The organism is uncultured Mucilaginibacter sp., assembly GCF_903893715.1.
GTDB lineage: Bacteria > Bacteroidota > Bacteroidia > Sphingobacteriales > Sphingobacteriaceae > Mucilaginibacter.
Genome location: NZ_CAITNG010000152.1, coordinates 1 through 15559 on the forward strand (window position 1 = coordinate 1; position 15559 = coordinate 15559).

Sequence of the window (15559 nt, forward strand, 5' to 3'; positions counted from 1 at the left end):
CAGCCCACGGCCATATTCCTGTACTACCCGCTTTTTGAACCCTTCGCTGTAATGTACAGCCGGGGTTCTCCTTTTTAATTTAACGCTCTCATTCTCCATCTTGTTGACTCTTTTTAGTCAACCTATTTTAGGACGGGACAGAACCAAAATACATGGGTAATTATGGGTGTTTTTAAAAAGTCTTTTCTCTCGCACACCATTTACTGTTAATTGTTCATCGGTCGATACAATATCGCGATTTTTAGTGGAATCTGCAAATTTGGGTTCCCATTTAATTAGAGATGAGGGCTACTTTTCTATAGCTTTGTATTTTGAAAAACTTACAAGTTAAGCTGAGGAGCTGTTAGTTTTGAATGGGAAAGACGAAGGTAGGTAGAACAGTTAGCCAAACTGCCGGTTTGGTCAAGGGTGTTTTTTAGGATATTGTTCTTTGTTGAAATAATTTGTAAATTTATCATATGAAAGGCATACAATACATTACAGATGACGAAGGTAAAAAATCGGCAGTAGTCATCGACCTTAAAACCTATGGCGAACAATTAGAAGATTTTTTAGATGGGTTGGAAGCCGAACAACGTTTAAATGAACCCGGCGAAGAATATAAAACCGTAATGGACAGGATAATCCAGTCGAAAAAAGGGAATGGCTGAATATATCCTCATCATTAAGAAATCAGCAGAAAAGGAAATCGCTAACCTTCCTTTGCCGATTGTTGAGAAATTATACAAGGAATTCACTAACCTATCAAGAAATCCACGTCCAAATGGGGTTAGAAAGCTTAGTGGCTTTAAGAATCTTTACAGGATGCGTCTTGGTGATTATCGTGTCGTTTATAGTATTGAAGATAATGTGCTTATAATCCACGTTTTAAAGGTAGGTCATCGAAAAGACGTTTATAAATTCTAAAAATGCCTTTAACTTTCTCACACCCGGCAATCGTACTGCCTTTAAATTACCTGCCTAAACGTTGGGTATCGCTTACAGGTTTGATTGTTGGCAGCGTAGTGCCGGATTTTGAATACTTTATCAGGATGAAGGTGTTTAGCATTTATAGTCATACATGGACGGGGTTGTTTTGGTTCGATTTGCCGATGGCCATTTTACTTACTTTTGTTTATCACGATATCGTAAGGGTGCCATTTATAAACAATTTACCAAATGCACTGCATATGCGTTTTTCCCAATTCAATAAATTCAACTGGAATCAATATTTTGTACAAAACGTTCCTGTTGTTATCATCTCTATACTGATTGGCGGCGCATCGCATTTGTTTTGGGATAGCTTTACTCATATAAACGGTTATTTTGTAGTAAAGTGGAGTATGGCAGGCAAGCTTATTTGGAATGCAAATACCATTGTACAAAATGATTCAACACATTAGTACAATAGTTGGCGGAGCGGTGATTATTGTGGTAGTTTGTCGAATGCCCGTTGAAAAAATATCAAAATCCGACAGAATATGGCCCTACTGGTTTATTGCAATTGGAGTTGCATTGGTGGTTGTTGCATCAAGGCTTACGTTTAGTCTTGGTTTTCATCAATACTGGAATATTTTGGTAACCGCAATTTTGGGTACAATATTGGGAGTTATATTGGCATCAATATTTTATCAAACAAGAAAAAGTCTTAATTCTTGATTCTTGCCTCTTAAGTCTACCTAAAGGTACAATTCCAACTCACCCTTGCCTTCACGGATAATTTCAAAATCGCCTTCGGTGCAATCCACCACGGTTGAGGGGGTGGTATCGCCATAACCACCGTCTATCACCAGGTCCACCAGGTCTTCGTATTTTTCGTGGATGAGTTCCGGGTCGGTGGAATATTCCATGATTTCGTCGTCATCGTGGATAGAGGTGGACAGGATAGGGTTGCCCAATATTTTTACAATGGCACGGGCAATGTTGTTATCGGGCACGCGGATACCCACGGTTTTTTTATTGGAGCTTAACAGTTTGGGCACATTGGCATTGGCCTTAAAAATAAAAGTAAAGGGCCCCGGCAAAGCTTTTTTTAGTACCCGGAATGTTTCGTTGTCGATGGGTTTGATATAATCGGATATATGGCTCAGATCATAACATACAAACGAGAAATTGGCTTTTTCGGGTTTAATGTGGCGCAATTTGCAAATGGCCTCGATAGCACGGTGGTTGGTAATATCGCAGCCCATGCCATAAACGGTATCGGTGGGGTAGATGATGATGCCGCCCTTGCGCAAAACCTCAACAACCTGTTCAATAGCTTTTTCGTTCGGGTTTTCGGGATATATTCTGATGAGCATGGTATTTGTTGCAACAAACGCGCTTTTAATTTGTGCGCAAAACTAAGCAAATAAAAAAAGCCATCCGTTACCGAATGGCTTTTTATGCTATATATCACGTTCTATTAAGCTTGTTTTGCAAACTGAACGTTAATGATCAGTTTTACATCTTCGCCAACTACTACGGCGCCGGCTTCGGTAATGCCATCCCAAACTAAACCAAATTCTTTACGGTTTATTTTGCCTGTTATTTCAAAACCTGCCTTAAGGTTACCATAAAAATCGGTAGCGGTACCGCCAAAGTCAACATCCAGGATTACGGGTTTGGTAACATCTTTAATGGTAAGGTTACCCGCCAGTTTCGAGCCATCAAACGAGGTTGATTTAAAAGTGATCTTGGGGTATTTTTCTGCATCAAAAAACTCAGCCGATTTTAAGTGGCCGTCGCGTTGCGGCTGGGTGGTATCGATGCTGTCAACATCTAACGAAAACTCTGCCTCTGCGCCTTCAAAGCTATCGCTTTGGGTAGTTACCGAGCCTTCGAATGTCTTGAATGACCCTGTTACGGTTGAAATAACGAGGTGCTTGATCTTAAACTGTACTTCTGAGTGCATTGGGTCTAACACCCATTTTGTTGTTGCCATGATATTTAATTTTTTTAGTGTTTTTTGTTTTTACTGTGCAAATATAAACACAATAGATGTTTAAACATGTAATTTAATTGTAAACAAATTATGATGCTTCAACAGGGTGGGGCCGGGATTGTTTGAGCTAAGGTAACAATAGCATATAAAACGATTGTCGGCATTAATATTAGGCAAATCAAAAGACAGGCAACGGCATTTATGTGCTGACTGCAAACAGTTATAAAATCTCTGACAAAAATTCTGCTGTATTAGTCATGGTAAACGGGCAAAAAACTTTGTTAAACGTTGAATTTGGCATATAACCTGTTATTATAATTCGCATATTTGATAAATTTTATGTTAAGTTAAATATCAACGGTTAGTATATAATAAAATGTCATCCAATAACAACCAAAATGGCTCGCTCGACGACCTCGATTTTTCGATATTAATGCTCCTGCAGCAAGACGGCCGTATGTCGTTCACTGTAATGGCCGAAAAATTAGGCGTGTCTATCAGTAACATACGCATGCGGGTAGGTAAACTGATAGAAGATAAAACCATCCAGATAGTGGGCCGGGTAAACCCCGAGAAAGTGGGATTTCATGCTTATGCGCACATCAAGGTATCGGTAAGGCCTGCGAACCTGATCGAAAAAGTAACCGAACAATTGGTGCATTTGCCCGAAATAAGCTTTTTGGCCACCACATCAGGCGATTTTGATATTGAGGTTGATGTAATGTGCCGCGATAATACGCATCTGGTGGAGCTGATCAACGAGCATATCAGCTGTATTGAAGGGGTGTACCAAACCAAAACGGATATGTATTTTAAAGTGATAAAATTAGCGCAACCCGACCTGGGTTCGTTAAGATAAGCGTACCTTCGTATAAAGGTTTAGCTGCTGAGATAGCCTTTGAGAGAAAAGCATATTTTGCAAAATTTAATCAAATAATTGCATTTTTTATTTTATTCTATTTATTTTTAATCTTAATTTGTTAAAAATGGAGGTAAGTAGAAGTCAAAACCATCTGAATTGAACCGTATAGCCGAGTCTGAACTGATAATAACCCCGCGTGGTGCCATTTACCACCTGGACGTAACACCCGATGAAATAGCAACCAACATTATCACCGTTGGCGACCCGGACCGGGTTGGGGAAGTAAGCAAACATTTTGATACCATTGAAGTAAAGCGCGCGCACCGCGAATTTGTAACACATACAGGCGATTTGGGCAAAAAGCGGGTGTCGGTGGTTTCGACAGGCATAGGTACTGATAATATCGACATTGTTTTTAATGAACTCGACGCGTTATTAAATATTGATTTTGCGTCGCGAACGGTTAATAAAAAATTAAAGCAACTCAATATCATACGTATAGGAACATCAGGTTCGTTACAAAAGGATATCCCGGTGGATAGTTTTTTGGTATCGACACATGGCCTGGGAATCGACAACCTGATGAACTTTTACGCTGTGGCGGAAAATAAAGAGGGACAGGGGATTATTGATGCTTTTATAACACAGACGGGTTTGTTGGGCAAAGTATCGGCACCCTATATCAACGCCTGCGATTCCGGCCTGTTAAAACGGTTTGACGAAGGTTTTTACAAGGGCATAACGGTTACTTGTCCCGGTTTTTATGGTCCGCAAGGGCGGGTGTTAAGGTTAGGTCTCAGTAACCCCGGGTTTATAGATAAGTTATCCGAGTTTAACCATAATGGTCTCCGGATAAGTAACTTTGAAATGGAAACAGCGGGTATATACGGTTTGGGCAACGCCTTAGGGCATAAAGTCATCAGCCTCAATGCCATCATTGCCAACCGGGTAACCGGTGCTTTCTCTAATAAAGCGCAGGCAACTATGGAAGCTTTAATACAAAAAACGCTCGATATTTTTTCGGGCATCGAATAAGATAATTTTATGATACAGACGATGAAATATGGTCCGGTTAAGAATTTTATAGACGGAGCTTTTGTAGAGAGCGAAACCAGTAAAATTATGCAGGTAATTTCGCCGGTTGACGGCTCACTATTGTCGGAAGTACCGATGTCCGAGGCGAGCGATCTCGACCTTGCTGTGCAATCCGCTAAAGCGGCCTTCAAAAAATGGTCGGCCACACCGATAAAAGAACGGGTGCAGGTATTTTTCAGGTATAAAACCCTGTTGGAAAAAAACCTCGTCGAACTGGCCAAACTGGTAGAAGAAGAAAATGGCAAAACATATACCGAGGCTGTTGCCGAAATAGAGAAATCGATAGAACTGACAGAATTTGCATGCTCATTACCTCAGCTCATCACCGGCGAACTGCTGGAAGTGAGCAAAGGCATCGAGTGCCGCACGGAATATGTACCCCTGGGCGTGGTGGCATCAATTGTGCCATTCAATTTCCCGAGCATGGTGCCCAACTGGACCATCCCCAATGCCATTGCTTTGGGCAACTGCATGATCATGAAACCATCCGAAAAGGTGCCGCTAAGCGTTGGCCGCTTGGCCGAATTGCTAAAAGAAGCCGGTTTGCCTGATGGCGTATTGAACGTTGTTCATGGCGATAGCGCGATAGTTGAAGCCATTTGCGACCATCCCGGCATTGAAGCGGTATCCTTTGTCGGCTCGACCAAAGTGGCCAAGATCGTTTACAAACGTGCTACATCAAACCTTAAACGCTGCCTTGCTTTAGGCGGTGCAAAAAACCATTTGTTGGTTTTACCTGATGCTATTCCGGGTATGACGGCACAAAACATCACCGCGAGTATGAGCGGCTGCGCAGGGCAACGTTGTATGGCGGCATCGGCTATGGTTGGGGTAGGCAATGTGGACCATATCATCGACCAGTTAGTGATCGAGGCGCAAAAGGTTGTTCCCGGTCAAAACCTGGGTGCGGTGATCAGCAAAGAATCGAAAGAAAGAATAGAAGCTTACATCACCAGCGCCGAAAAGCAAGGTGCCAAGATATTATTGGATGGCCGTCAGCCCAACGTTCCTGGCAAAGAAAACGGTTATTATGTTGGCCCTACGGTAATAGACTTTGTAACGCCCGACATGGATGTAGCCAAAGAGGAGATCTTTGGCCCGGTGATCAGCATTATGCGCACCAAAACATTGGATGAGGCCTTGGCTATCGAAAATGCCAATGCTTATGGCAACGCGGCATCCGTATTTACCCAAAACGGAGGCGCGGCACGCTATGTGATCAATAATGCAAGCGCTGGTATGGTGGGCGTAAATGTGGGCGTACCCGTTCCCCGCGAGCCGTTCTCATTTGGTGGCTGGAACGAAAGCAAATTCGGCGTGGGAGATATCACCGGCAAAAGCTCCATAGAGTTTTGGACGAAACTAAAAAAATCGACCACCAAATGGAACCCGGAAGCGGGGGTTAACTGGATGAGTTAAAGCAGTTCATTGGTTCATTAGTTCAATTGTTTATTAGTAGGTTGCCGCTAAAAATAATGAACCCCTGCCACCAATGAACCAATGAACCTATGACGAATGAACTAATGAACAAGATGTTGAATTGCTAAGACCAATGAACCGATGAACAAATCAACTAATGAACTAATGACCGAAACCGAAGAAATCCTACAAAATAACTTCGACTATACCTTGTTTTCGTGGAGCAAGCAAAAGGGTATCAATCCCATCGCGGTAAAATATGCCGAAGGGGTTTACCTGTACGATTACGAGGGCAAACGCTACCTCGATTTTTCATCTGGATTGATGAACGTGAACATAGGCCATGGTAACCAGCGCGTAACGCAGGCCGTAATGGAGCAAATGCAGCAGGTAAGCTACGTTACCCCAAGCTGCGTTACCAAAGCACGTGGCGAATTGGGCAAGAAATTAGCCGAGATCAGTCCGGGCAACTTGACCAAAACCTTGTTCACCGTATGTGGCGCTACGGCTATCGAGAACGCGATAAAACTGGCGAGGATATATACGGGCCGGCATAAGATCATCACCCGTTACAGGGCATTCCATGGTTCATCATACGGTGCCATGACAGCCGGTGGCGATCCGCGTAAGCTGGCTGCAGATGCGCAACAGGCACCCAATTTTGTGCACGTGGAAGACCCCTATTGCTACCGTTGCCCTTGGGGAAAAGAAATGAACACCTGCAACCGCGAGTGCGTAAGCCATATTGAGCGTGTCATCGACTTTGAAGGCCCTGAAAACATAGCCGCCATATTAATGGAAGGCGAAAGCGGCACCTCGGGCTGTATCAAGTACCCGCCTGATTACCTAAAAAAAATACGCGCCCTTTGCGATAAACATGGCATCCTGCTCATCGCCGACGAGGTAATGAGCGGTTTTGGGCGTACCGGCAAATGGTTTGGCGTGGATAACCATGGCGGCGTAGTGCCCGATATGATCGCGACAGCCAAAGGCATTACCGCTGGCTATTTGCCATTGGGCGCGCTCATCGTAACCGATAAAATTGCTGATACATTTGATGATAAACCCTTGATGCTGGGTTTAACTTACTCGGCACACCCGGTAACCTGCGCGGCAGGGGTAGAGGTATTGAAAATTTACGAGGACGAGCATTTAATTGAAAACGCCGCCGCGATGGGACATTATATCGATATGCGCATTAACGAACTGAAAAAGATACACCCAAGCATAGGCGATTTCAGGAATACGGGCTTGTTGGGTTGTATCGAATTAGTAAAAAACCGCAATACCAAAGAACCCATGGCACCATACAATGCCAAACCCGATGAAATGGCTATCATGAACAAAGTGGCCGCAAAGATCAAGGAATTAGGCATGTACGCTTTTGTACGTTGGAACTATGTGTTCATCGCGCCGCCGTTAAGCATTACACAGGCACAGGTTGACGAAGGTTTGGCCATCATATCGCAGGCTATCGCTATTGCGGATGAATATGTTTATTGATAAATTTATCCATGCCAAATAAAACAACCGCCGAACTAATAGAGGACGTTCAATACTACAGCGAAGACCTTGCACCCATACCCGCTGATAAGCGCAGTTGGGGCACATGGAATTACGCCGCGCTGTGGATCAGCATGAGCCTTTGTATCCCAACCTATATGCTGGCGAGCAGCCTTATTGAAGGTGGCATGAACTGGTGGGAGGCTATCGTTACCATTTTTATCGGCAATAGTATTGTATTGATACCCATGATATTGAACGGTCGCGCAGGTGCCAAATACGGTATCCCTTTCCCCGTTTTGGCGAGGGCCAGTTTTGGATTGAAAGGCGCCAATATCCCGGCCATGCTGAGAGCGGTTATCGCCTGCGGCTGGTTTGGGATACAAACCTGGATAGGGGGCTTTGCTTTATATCAAATGGTGAGGCTGTGGATACCATCCATCGATTCACTTCCGCAGATATTTCCGGCGTCATGGTCGCTGCAAACCGGGCCGGCGCTCATGTTCCTGCTGTTTTGGTTGGTGAACATGTATGTGGTGTATTTAGGTGTGGATAGCATAAAAAAATTACTGGTATTTAAAGCTTTCTTTTTACCGGCAGCGGCTTTGGCCCTGTTATTCTGGGCGATGTCTGCCGGGCACGGTTTGGGGCCGATACTGGCCCAGCCCTCAAAATTTAAATCGACAGGTGAGTTTTGGCTGTACTTTTTTCCATCCTTAACGGGGATGGTGGGTTTTTGGGCCACCTTGTCGCTCAATATCCCCGATTTTACCCGCAATGCCAAAAGCCAAAAGGCGCAGGAGTGGGGCCAGGCCATCGGCCTGCCATCGTCCATGACCTTGTTTTCATTCATTGGCGTGGTCGTTACATCGGCAACGTTCATCATCTACGGTAAAACCATTTGGGACCCGGTTGTACTGGCCGGAAAGTTCGATAGTAAACTATTGGTGAGCATCGCCATGATAGCCGTAGCGCTATCCACGTTGGCAACCAATATCGCGGCCAACATTGTGAGCCCGGCAAATGATTTTGCCAACCTGTCGCCAAAGAAGATCAACTTTAAAACAGGTGGCTACATCACCGGTATCATCGGCATCTGTATCTTTCCATGGAAATTGATTGCCGACCCTTCGGGCTATATTTTTACCTGGCTGGTAGGCTACTCGGGTCTGCTCGGACCTATAGGAGGTATCATGATTGCCGACTACTATTTCATCCGCAAGCAAAAACTACACATCAAAGAGCTGTACAGTTTTGGCGGTAGATACACTTTTGGCAGCGGGTTTAACAAGCTGGCTATTATTGCTTTAATATTAGGTATCTTACCTAATGCTCCGGGCTTTTTTACCATCATCGGCGTATTGCCGAAGGATGCCGTTTGGCCCTGGGTAGTGTATATTTATAATTATGCTTGGTTCGCGGGGTTCTTTATTTCGGGCTTGACTTATCTCATCATGATGGGCAAATCCGGTGAAACAGCCGAAGCCGGTTTACAGGAAGGAGGGTTGAATGTCAGTATTAATTAAGAACGGCAGGGTGGTAACCGCCGATAGCGATGCCATTGCCGATATCTTTATCGAAGGCGAAACCATTTCGGCCATCGGTAAAAACTTGAATGTAAAAGCCGATAAAGAAATTGATGCCAAAGGCATGTTGGTCTTTCCCGGTGGAATAGACCCGCACGTGCATTTGGAGATGCCTTTTATGGGGACTTTCTCGAGCGATACCTATGAAACGGGTACCCGGGCGGCATTATATGGCGGTACCACTACCGTTATCGACTTTGTTTTGCAAACCCAGGGGCATAGTTTAAAAGAAGCTTTAACCGATTGGCAATCGCGCGCTACGGGCAATGCCGTGGGCGATTACAGCTTCCACATGGCAGTTACCGATTTTAACAACGATACAAAAGCCGAGATCAAACAAATGGTCGAAGATGAGGGGATAACCTCGTTCAAAACATTTATGGCTTATAAGGGCGCATTGATGGTCGACGACCGCCAGATGGTCGGCCTGATGCAGGAAGTGAAAAAACAGGGCGGTATGGTTACGGCGCATGCCACCAATGGCGATATGATAGACTTTTTGGTAGCCAAGCACCGCAGCGAAGGCAAAATGGCGCCGCTTTACCACTATCTATCGCAACCCGAAGTTACCGAGGCCGAGGCTTCCAACCGTTTCGCGCAAATGGCGCAGTATACAGGATGTCCGGCGTATATTGTTCACTTAACGTGTGAGGGTGCTTTAAACGCCGTGCGCGATGCGGGCAAACGCAATTATCGGGTGCTGGCCGAAACCTGTATACAATATCTCCTATTGGATGCCTCGCTGTACGAAAAGGATTTTGAAGGCGCTAAATGGGTGATGAGCCCGCCGTTACGCCAAAAAAAGGACCAAACCTCGCTTTGGGGCGGCATAAACCAGGGCACGCTACAGGTGGTGGCTACCGACCATTGCCCCTTTATGTGGGAGCAGAAGCTGATGGGTAAGGATGATTTCAGTAAGATACCAAACGGGCACCCTGCTATTGAAAACCGCATCGAACTGCTGTATTCGGAAGGGGTGGCGAAAGGGAAGATCAGCCTGAACAAGTTTGTGGAGGTTGCCAGTACCAATGCCGCCAAAATATTCGGCATGTTTCCCCGTAAGGGCACCATCATGGTGGGCAGCGATGCCGATATCGTGATATTCGACCCCAAAGCTAAACATCAACTAAGCGCCAAAACGCACCACATGAACGTGGATTACTCAGGCTACGAAGGCTGGGAGGTTGAAGGTAAAGTAAAAACAGTGCTGCTGCGCGGTAAAACAGTGATAGATAACGGGGAATGTAAGGTGGGCAAAGGTAACGGGCAGTTCATTAAGAGGAATAAAGTATCGAACATAATATAAGACATAAAAAACTACAAATCAATAAGATGCCAAGAATAATCAAATCTGGTTTAATACAGATGAGCCTTCCAAAAACGGAAGGCGAAGGAACGATCAAGGAAATTATGGACGCCATGATACAGAAGCATATCCCGTATATCGAAAAAGCGGGCGAGCAGGGCGTACAGATACTTTGTTTGCAGGAAATTTTCAGTACGCCGTACTTTTGTCCGGGTCAGGATGCCAAATGGTATGCCTCGGCCGAGTCTGTACCCGGCCCCACAACCGACCTGATGGCCACCTATGCCAAAAAATACAACATGGTCATCATCGTACCCATTTACGAAAGGGAACAGGCGGGCGTGTTGTACAATACCGCGGCAGTGATTGATGCTGATGGTACTTATTTGGGCAAATACCGAAAAAGCCATATCCCGCATACCAATGGCTTTTGGGAAAAGTTCTTTTTTAGGCCCGGTAACCTCGGTTACCCGGTTTTCCAAACCAAATACGCCAAAGTAGGCGTTTATATTTGTTACGACAGGCATTTCCCTGAAGGAGCGCGTTGCTTAGGGTTAAACGGTGCCGAAATCGTGTACAACCCATCGGCTACGGTAGCCGGCCTTTCGCAATACCTGTGGAAACTGGAGCAACCGGCCCACGCGGCGGCCAATGGCTATTTTATGGGTTGCATTAACCGTGTAGGCGAAGAAAAACCGTGGAGTATCGGTAAATTTTATGGCTCATCGTATTTTGTGGACCCACGAGGGCAGATATTCGCGCAGGCATCGGAAGATAAGGATGAGTTGCTGGTATCGGAGTTCGATCTGGATGTGATAGACGAGGTGAGGAGTACCTGGCAATTCTTCCGCGACCGTAGGCCGGAGACTTACGGCAAGATAACAGAATTATAGAATCAAGAGTCAAGAATCAGGAATCAAGATAAAAAGGGAACTGCGCGACAGGCATTTGCATCCCGATAGTTATCGGGACACATATTCTCATTTGCACATTTAAAAATATGTCGATTAGTAATTTCAAGCTGACAACCGAAGAATACGAGGCCAACTTTGCCGATATACACCCGCCGTTTGAAAACCTGACGGCGGCACTGGTGGAGGCTAACCGTTGCATTTTTTGCTACGATGCGCCTTGCATGAAATCGTGCCCGACGAGTATCGATGTGCCCAAATTCATCAAACAGATAGCTACAGAAAATATTAAGGGTTCGGCACATACCATCTTCACATCCAATATTATGGGTGGGGGTTGCTCAAAGGTTTGTCCGGTTGAAAAGCTGTGCGAAGGCGCCTGCGTGTACAACCTGATGGAGGAAGAGCCGATACAAATAGCCCGCCTGCAACGTTATTCTACAGAGATTGCCATCAAAGAAAAATGGCCGCTATTTACACGCAAACCGTCCACGGGCAAAAAGGTAGCGGTTATCGGTGCCGGTCCGGCGGGTCTGTCATGCGCGCATGTATTGTCCCGCGAAGGCATTGATGTCACCATTTACGAAAAGGAAGCAAAAGGCGGTGGCTTAATGACTTATGGCATCGCCGCTTATAAAGTTACCCCTGAGTTTTGCGAGGATGAAGTGAACTATATCCTTTCTTTAGGCGGTATCGACATCAAGTACAACCAGGAAGTGGGTAAAAATTTGTCGCTGAGTGAATTAAAAGCGCAATATGACGCGGTTTATTTAAGTATCGGTGTGGGCCTGGCGCGGCAATTAGCCATCCCCGGCGAGGACCTGGAAGGCGTAGTAGATGCCATCAGTTTTATCCATGATATCCGCTGCAAAGGATATGACCAGGTTAAGGTTGGCGATAAAGTAGCCGTAATCGGTATGGGTATGACGGCCATTGATGCCGCCACACAAGCCAAACGTTTAGGTGCCAAAGAAGTAACCATGTTGTACCGCCGTACACAGGAGGAAATGCCTTGCACCCAGGTTGAATTAGATATAGCCAAGTTAGATGGCTGCCGGATAGTTTGGCTGGCCGCGCCGAAAGAGGTTTTAGGAGAAGATGGTCACGTAAAGCAAATTGTTTGCAGCAGCATGGTTTTGGGCGAACCCGATGCCAGCGGCCGCCGCTCGCCGGTGGATACCGGGGAAACATTTACCCTCGATGTGGATATGGTGATCAAAGCGGCCGGGCAAATGCCTTTTGAAGCTTTGGTAGCCGATAACCAATTGGCTAACAAGTATGGTAAAATAGTTACCGATAGCAACGGTGTAACCAATATTAATGGCATTTTCGCTGGTGGTGATTGCGTTAATGGCGGCAAAGAGGTAGTAGATGCCGTTCAAGCAGGGAAAGATGGGGCGCGAGGAATACTAACGTATTTGGGTTCATAGATCATGGTTCATAGTAAGAGAGCAATAGGAAATTAAAATTATAGTGAAGATAAATGTTGACTGGGCGGTTTTACCATGAACTATGAACCATCAACCATGAACCCTTCACCACCAAGCAATTAAAAAATGGCCGACATATCATCAGATTTTTTAGGTATCAAATCGCCTAACCCGTTTTGGCTGGCCAGCGCGCCGCCAACGGATAAAAAATTGAACGTTTTGCGTGCCTTTGAGGCAGGCTGGGGTGGTGTGGTATGGAAAACATTGGGTACTCAGGTGAAAAATGTATCCTCGCGCTATTCGGCGGTCGATTACCATGGCAGCCGGGTAATGGGCTTTAACAATATCGAGTTGATATCTGACAGGCCGCTGTATATCAACCTTCGCGAAATAAAAGAAGTTTTAAGGGAATTTCCCGACAGGGCCATGGTGGTATCGCTGATGGCGGATAATACCAAGGAAAGCTGGCACGAACTGATAAAACAGGTAGAAGATACCGGCGCGCATGGCCTGGAGCTTAACTTTGGCTGCCCGCACGGTATGACAGAACGCGGCATGGGCGCAGCCGTTGGTCAGGACCCTGAAATTGCCCGCATGGTAGTGGAATGGGTAATGGAAGCGGCTACTATCCCCGTTATCACCAAATTGACCCCCAACGTACATTCGGTAGTGCCAACGGGTTTAGCTTCGGTACAGGCGGGTACAAACGCCTTGTCGCTGATCAATACCATACAGTCGGTAACGGGTATCGACCTGGATACTTTTGTGCCTAACCCTAATGTAGCCGGTAAAACGGCTTTTGGCGGATATTGCGGACCTGCGGTTAAGCCTATTGCTTTGAAAATGCTGGCTACCATCAGCCAGAACTCTACGACGAGTAAAGTTCCTGTATCAGGCATTGGTGGCATCAGCACCTGGAAGGACGCTGTTGAGTTTATGTTGCTGGGCGCATCTAACGTACAGGTTTGTACCGCGGTAATGAAACACGGTTTCCGCATCATTGAAGACCTTTGCGAAGGCTTGAGCTATTGGATGGATGACAAAGGCTTCAAAAAACTCGATGACTTCATCGGGAAATCGGTACCAACCTTAACCAATTGGGAAGACTTGGACATTAACTACCACATTGTAGCCAATATCGACCAGGATAAATGTGTGCATTGCGGCTTATGCTATATCGCCTGCGAAGATACCTCGCACCAATCCATTAATCTTGATTATGGCAAACCCTACAATAAATACACTATAAAAGAGGAAGAATGTGTAGGCTGTAACCTGTGCCAACTGGTTTGCCCTGTTGATTGCTGTATCACCATGGTGGAGCACCGCAAAGGCCCGGAGTATTTAAACTGGAAGGACTTTCAGCGCCTGGGATTACCTTTAAACGACCATTAATCGTTATCCAATAGATTCGCGTTTTTTAACTGGGTCATCAGGCCATCCCAATCCTGTTCAAATTGGGTAGGGTCGCGGTCGTATTTATCCAGTATCGCCTGTACAATTTCTTCGGGAGCTTTTCCGTCCCTGATGTCGTTTAACAATTGGTCCGAAATCGGTTTTGGTTCGTTGTTATTCGCGGAATTTTCGCCTTCAATAGCCATATAAGGTTTAGTTTGGATGTTTGACGTCATCTAAAACAAAAACCTGCGCTAAATAAATATTTTTTTTAAAATTTAAGGTGTTTTACGGTTAAGCCGTTGTTTATCAATTGCTTTAACGATTCAATACCGACGTGTAAATGCGTTTCCACATATTTTTCGGTAACCTTCGAGTCGCTTTCTGCGGTTTTAACGCCTTCGGGTATCATGGGTTGGTCAGATACCAGGAGCAATGCGCCTGTAGGTATCTTGTTAGCAAAACCGGTGGTAAAGATGGTGGCAGTTTCCATATCGATGGCCATGGCACGCAATGTTTTCAAGTATTTTTTAAATTCTTTATCATGTTCCCAAACGCGTCGATTGGTGGTGTAGCAGGTACCTGTCCAATAGTCGCGACCATAATCGCGTATGGTGGTCGATATGGCCTTCTGTAAGGCAAAAGAAGGCAAGGCTGGTACTTCGGCTGGCATATAATCGTTCGATGTACCTTCGCCCCGTATGGCAGCTATGGGTAGTATCAGGTCGCCAACATTATTCTTTTTCTTTAACCCCCCACATTTGCCTAAAAATACAACTGCCTTAGGGTGTATGGCCGTGAGTAGATCCATCACCGTAGCAGCTAATGCGCTGCCCATACCGAAATTGATAATGGTGATGCCATTTGCCGAAACGCTTTGCATGGGCTTATCCAGACCCATAATAGGCGCGTTATCGTTCCACTCCGAAAACATTTGCAGGTATTTGGAGAAATTAGTAAGAATGATGTAGTCAGAAAAATCTTCGAGCGGCCTGCCTGTATAACGTGGTAACCAGTTGGCCACAATGGCTTCTTTTGTTTTTAAGCCCGAGCGGATGGGTGAATGTACTTCTCTTGGTTTTTTATCGGTGGGAGTAGTATGGATGTCTTTGTTTACGTCTTTTTCTTCGTTCATGATATTTAGGTTATA

At 45.4% G+C, this 15559-nt stretch carries 15 protein-coding genes and 1 pseudogene; 12 read left to right on the forward strand and 4 right to left on the reverse strand.

Features of this window, described 5'->3' with window-relative positions; genetic code table 11:
* Positions 1-458 precede the first annotated feature (458 nt).
* The 3 genes and pseudogenes from QZX97_RS17935 to QZX97_RS19155 all read left to right on the forward strand — a co-directional run bounded on the left by QZX97_RS17935 (position 459) and on the right by QZX97_RS19155 (position 1638).
* A complete protein-coding gene (locus QZX97_RS17935) occupies positions 459-650 on the forward strand; it encodes a hypothetical protein (RefSeq protein ID WP_295649241.1) in 192 nt (63 codons plus the stop codon).
* Positions 643-906, forward strand: a complete 264-nt coding sequence (locus tag QZX97_RS17940) for a type II toxin-antitoxin system RelE/ParE family toxin (RefSeq protein ID WP_295649244.1) — start codon at positions 643-645, stop codon at positions 904-906. Before QZX97_RS17935 ends, QZX97_RS17940 begins: the two co-directional genes overlap by 8 nt.
* Positions 907-908: 2 nt before the next feature.
* Positions 909-1638, forward strand: a pseudogene (locus QZX97_RS19155) (DUF4184 family protein).
* 20 nt (positions 1639-1658) lie between these two features.
* On the opposite strand, the gene QZX97_RS17950 reads toward QZX97_RS19155, so the two are convergent.
* Both QZX97_RS17950 and QZX97_RS17955 read right to left on the reverse strand, forming a co-directional pair.
* Positions 1659-2279 carry an L-threonylcarbamoyladenylate synthase gene (locus QZX97_RS17950; protein WP_295649250.1) on the reverse strand — a complete coding sequence of 207 codons (621 nt, stop codon included), beginning with the start codon at positions 2277-2279 and terminating at the stop codon, positions 1659-1661.
* 104 nt (positions 2280-2383) lie between these two features.
* A complete protein-coding gene (locus QZX97_RS17955) occupies positions 2384-2902 on the reverse strand; it encodes a YceI family protein (RefSeq protein ID WP_295649253.1) in 519 nt (172 codons plus the stop codon).
* A 376-nt stretch (positions 2903-3278) separates the two neighbouring features.
* Between QZX97_RS17955 and QZX97_RS17960 the strand changes: the two genes are divergently transcribed.
* From QZX97_RS17960 to preA, 9 genes are all read left to right on the forward strand, one after another.
* Positions 3279-3761 carry an Lrp/AsnC family transcriptional regulator gene (locus tag QZX97_RS17960; protein WP_295649258.1) on the forward strand — a complete coding sequence of 161 codons (483 nt, stop codon included), beginning with the start codon at positions 3279-3281 and terminating at the stop codon, positions 3759-3761.
* A 159-nt stretch (positions 3762-3920) separates the two neighbouring features.
* Complete coding sequence (locus tag QZX97_RS17965) at positions 3921-4799, forward strand: nucleoside phosphorylase (RefSeq protein WP_295649261.1); 879 nt, start codon at positions 3921-3923, stop codon at positions 4797-4799.
* A 9-nt stretch (positions 4800-4808) separates the two neighbouring features.
* The gene (locus QZX97_RS17970) at positions 4809-6278 is read left to right on the forward strand and encodes a CoA-acylating methylmalonate-semialdehyde dehydrogenase (RefSeq protein WP_295649263.1); all 1470 of its coding nucleotides are present in this window, start codon (positions 4809-4811) and stop codon (positions 6276-6278) included.
* A gap of 141 nt (positions 6279-6419) precedes the next feature.
* Complete coding sequence (locus QZX97_RS17975) at positions 6420-7781, forward strand: aminotransferase class III-fold pyridoxal phosphate-dependent enzyme (protein WP_295649265.1); 1362 nt, start codon at positions 6420-6422, stop codon at positions 7779-7781.
* Between the two features lie 11 nt (positions 7782-7792).
* Positions 7793-9307 (forward strand): NCS1 family nucleobase:cation symporter-1, encoded by a 1515-nt coding sequence (locus tag QZX97_RS17980; RefSeq protein ID WP_295664888.1) that lies wholly within the window; start codon positions 7793-7795, stop codon positions 9305-9307.
* Positions 9291-10673, forward strand: coding sequence for a dihydropyrimidinase (gene hydA, locus QZX97_RS17985; RefSeq protein WP_295649270.1), 1383 nt, complete (start codon positions 9291-9293; stop codon positions 10671-10673). Before QZX97_RS17980 ends, hydA begins: the two co-directional genes overlap by 17 nt.
* A gap of 26 nt (positions 10674-10699) precedes the next feature.
* Positions 10700-11566, forward strand: coding sequence for a nitrilase-related carbon-nitrogen hydrolase (locus QZX97_RS17990; protein WP_295649273.1), 867 nt, complete (start codon positions 10700-10702; stop codon positions 11564-11566).
* A 107-nt stretch (positions 11567-11673) separates the two neighbouring features.
* On the forward strand, positions 11674-13014 hold the full coding sequence (locus QZX97_RS17995; protein ID WP_295649276.1) for an NAD(P)-dependent oxidoreductase: 1341 nt from the start codon (positions 11674-11676) through the stop codon (positions 13012-13014).
* Between the two features lie 126 nt (positions 13015-13140).
* Positions 13141-14409 carry an NAD-dependent dihydropyrimidine dehydrogenase subunit PreA gene (gene preA, locus QZX97_RS18000; RefSeq protein ID WP_295649278.1) on the forward strand — a complete coding sequence of 423 codons (1269 nt, stop codon included), beginning with the start codon at positions 13141-13143 and terminating at the stop codon, positions 14407-14409.
* On the opposite strand, the gene QZX97_RS18005 is transcribed toward preA, so the two are convergent.
* Together QZX97_RS18005 and QZX97_RS18010 are read right to left on the reverse strand one after the other, a co-directional pair.
* Positions 14406-14645 carry a PqqD family protein gene (locus QZX97_RS18005; protein WP_295649281.1) on the reverse strand — a complete coding sequence of 80 codons (240 nt, stop codon included), beginning with the start codon at positions 14643-14645 and terminating at the stop codon, positions 14406-14408. The genes preA and QZX97_RS18005 overlap by 4 nt on opposite strands.
* A 35-nt stretch (positions 14646-14680) precedes the next feature.
* Positions 14681-15544 carry an AMP nucleosidase gene (locus QZX97_RS18010; RefSeq protein WP_295649283.1) on the reverse strand — a complete coding sequence of 288 codons (864 nt, stop codon included), beginning with the start codon at positions 15542-15544 and terminating at the stop codon, positions 14681-14683.
* Positions 15545-15559: the final 15 nt, after the last annotated feature.

What these genes read in the sequence shown, in the direction of transcription:
- QZX97_RS17935 (WP_295649241.1), top strand. Translation starts at nt 459, where the DNA reads ATGAAAGGCATACAATACATTACAGATGACGAAGGTAAAAAATCGGCA.
- QZX97_RS17995 (WP_295649276.1), top strand. Translation starts at nt 11,674, where the DNA reads ATGTCGATTAGTAATTTCAAGCTGACAACCGAAGAATACGAGGCCAAC.
- QZX97_RS17955 (WP_295649253.1), bottom strand. Translation starts at nt 2,902, where the DNA reads ATGGCAACAACAAAATGGGTGTTAGACCCAATGCACTCAGAAGTACAG.
- QZX97_RS18005 (WP_295649281.1), bottom strand. Translation starts at nt 14,645, where the DNA reads ATGACGTCAAACATCCAAACTAAACCTTATATGGCTATTGAAGGCGAA.
- QZX97_RS17950 (WP_295649250.1), bottom strand. Translation starts at nt 2,279, where the DNA reads ATGCTCATCAGAATATATCCCGAAAACCCGAACGAAAAAGCTATTGAA.
- hydA (WP_295649270.1), top strand. Translation starts at nt 9,291, where the DNA reads ATGTCAGTATTAATTAAGAACGGCAGGGTGGTAACCGCCGATAGCGAT.
- QZX97_RS17975 (WP_295649265.1), top strand. Translation starts at nt 6,420, where the DNA reads ATGAACAAATCAACTAATGAACTAATGACCGAAACCGAAGAAATCCTA.
- QZX97_RS17980 (WP_295664888.1), top strand. Translation starts at nt 7,793, where the DNA reads ATGCCAAATAAAACAACCGCCGAACTAATAGAGGACGTTCAATACTAC.
- QZX97_RS17990 (WP_295649273.1), top strand. Translation starts at nt 10,700, where the DNA reads ATGCCAAGAATAATCAAATCTGGTTTAATACAGATGAGCCTTCCAAAA.
- preA (WP_295649278.1), top strand. Translation starts at nt 13,141, where the DNA reads ATGGCCGACATATCATCAGATTTTTTAGGTATCAAATCGCCTAACCCG.
- QZX97_RS17970 (WP_295649263.1), top strand. Translation starts at nt 4,809, where the DNA reads ATGATACAGACGATGAAATATGGTCCGGTTAAGAATTTTATAGACGGA.
- QZX97_RS17960 (WP_295649258.1), top strand. Translation starts at nt 3,279, where the DNA reads ATGTCATCCAATAACAACCAAAATGGCTCGCTCGACGACCTCGATTTT.
- QZX97_RS18010 (WP_295649283.1), bottom strand. Translation starts at nt 15,544, where the DNA reads ATGAACGAAGAAAAAGACGTAAACAAAGACATCCATACTACTCCCACC.
- QZX97_RS17940 (WP_295649244.1), top strand. Translation starts at nt 643, where the DNA reads ATGGCTGAATATATCCTCATCATTAAGAAATCAGCAGAAAAGGAAATC.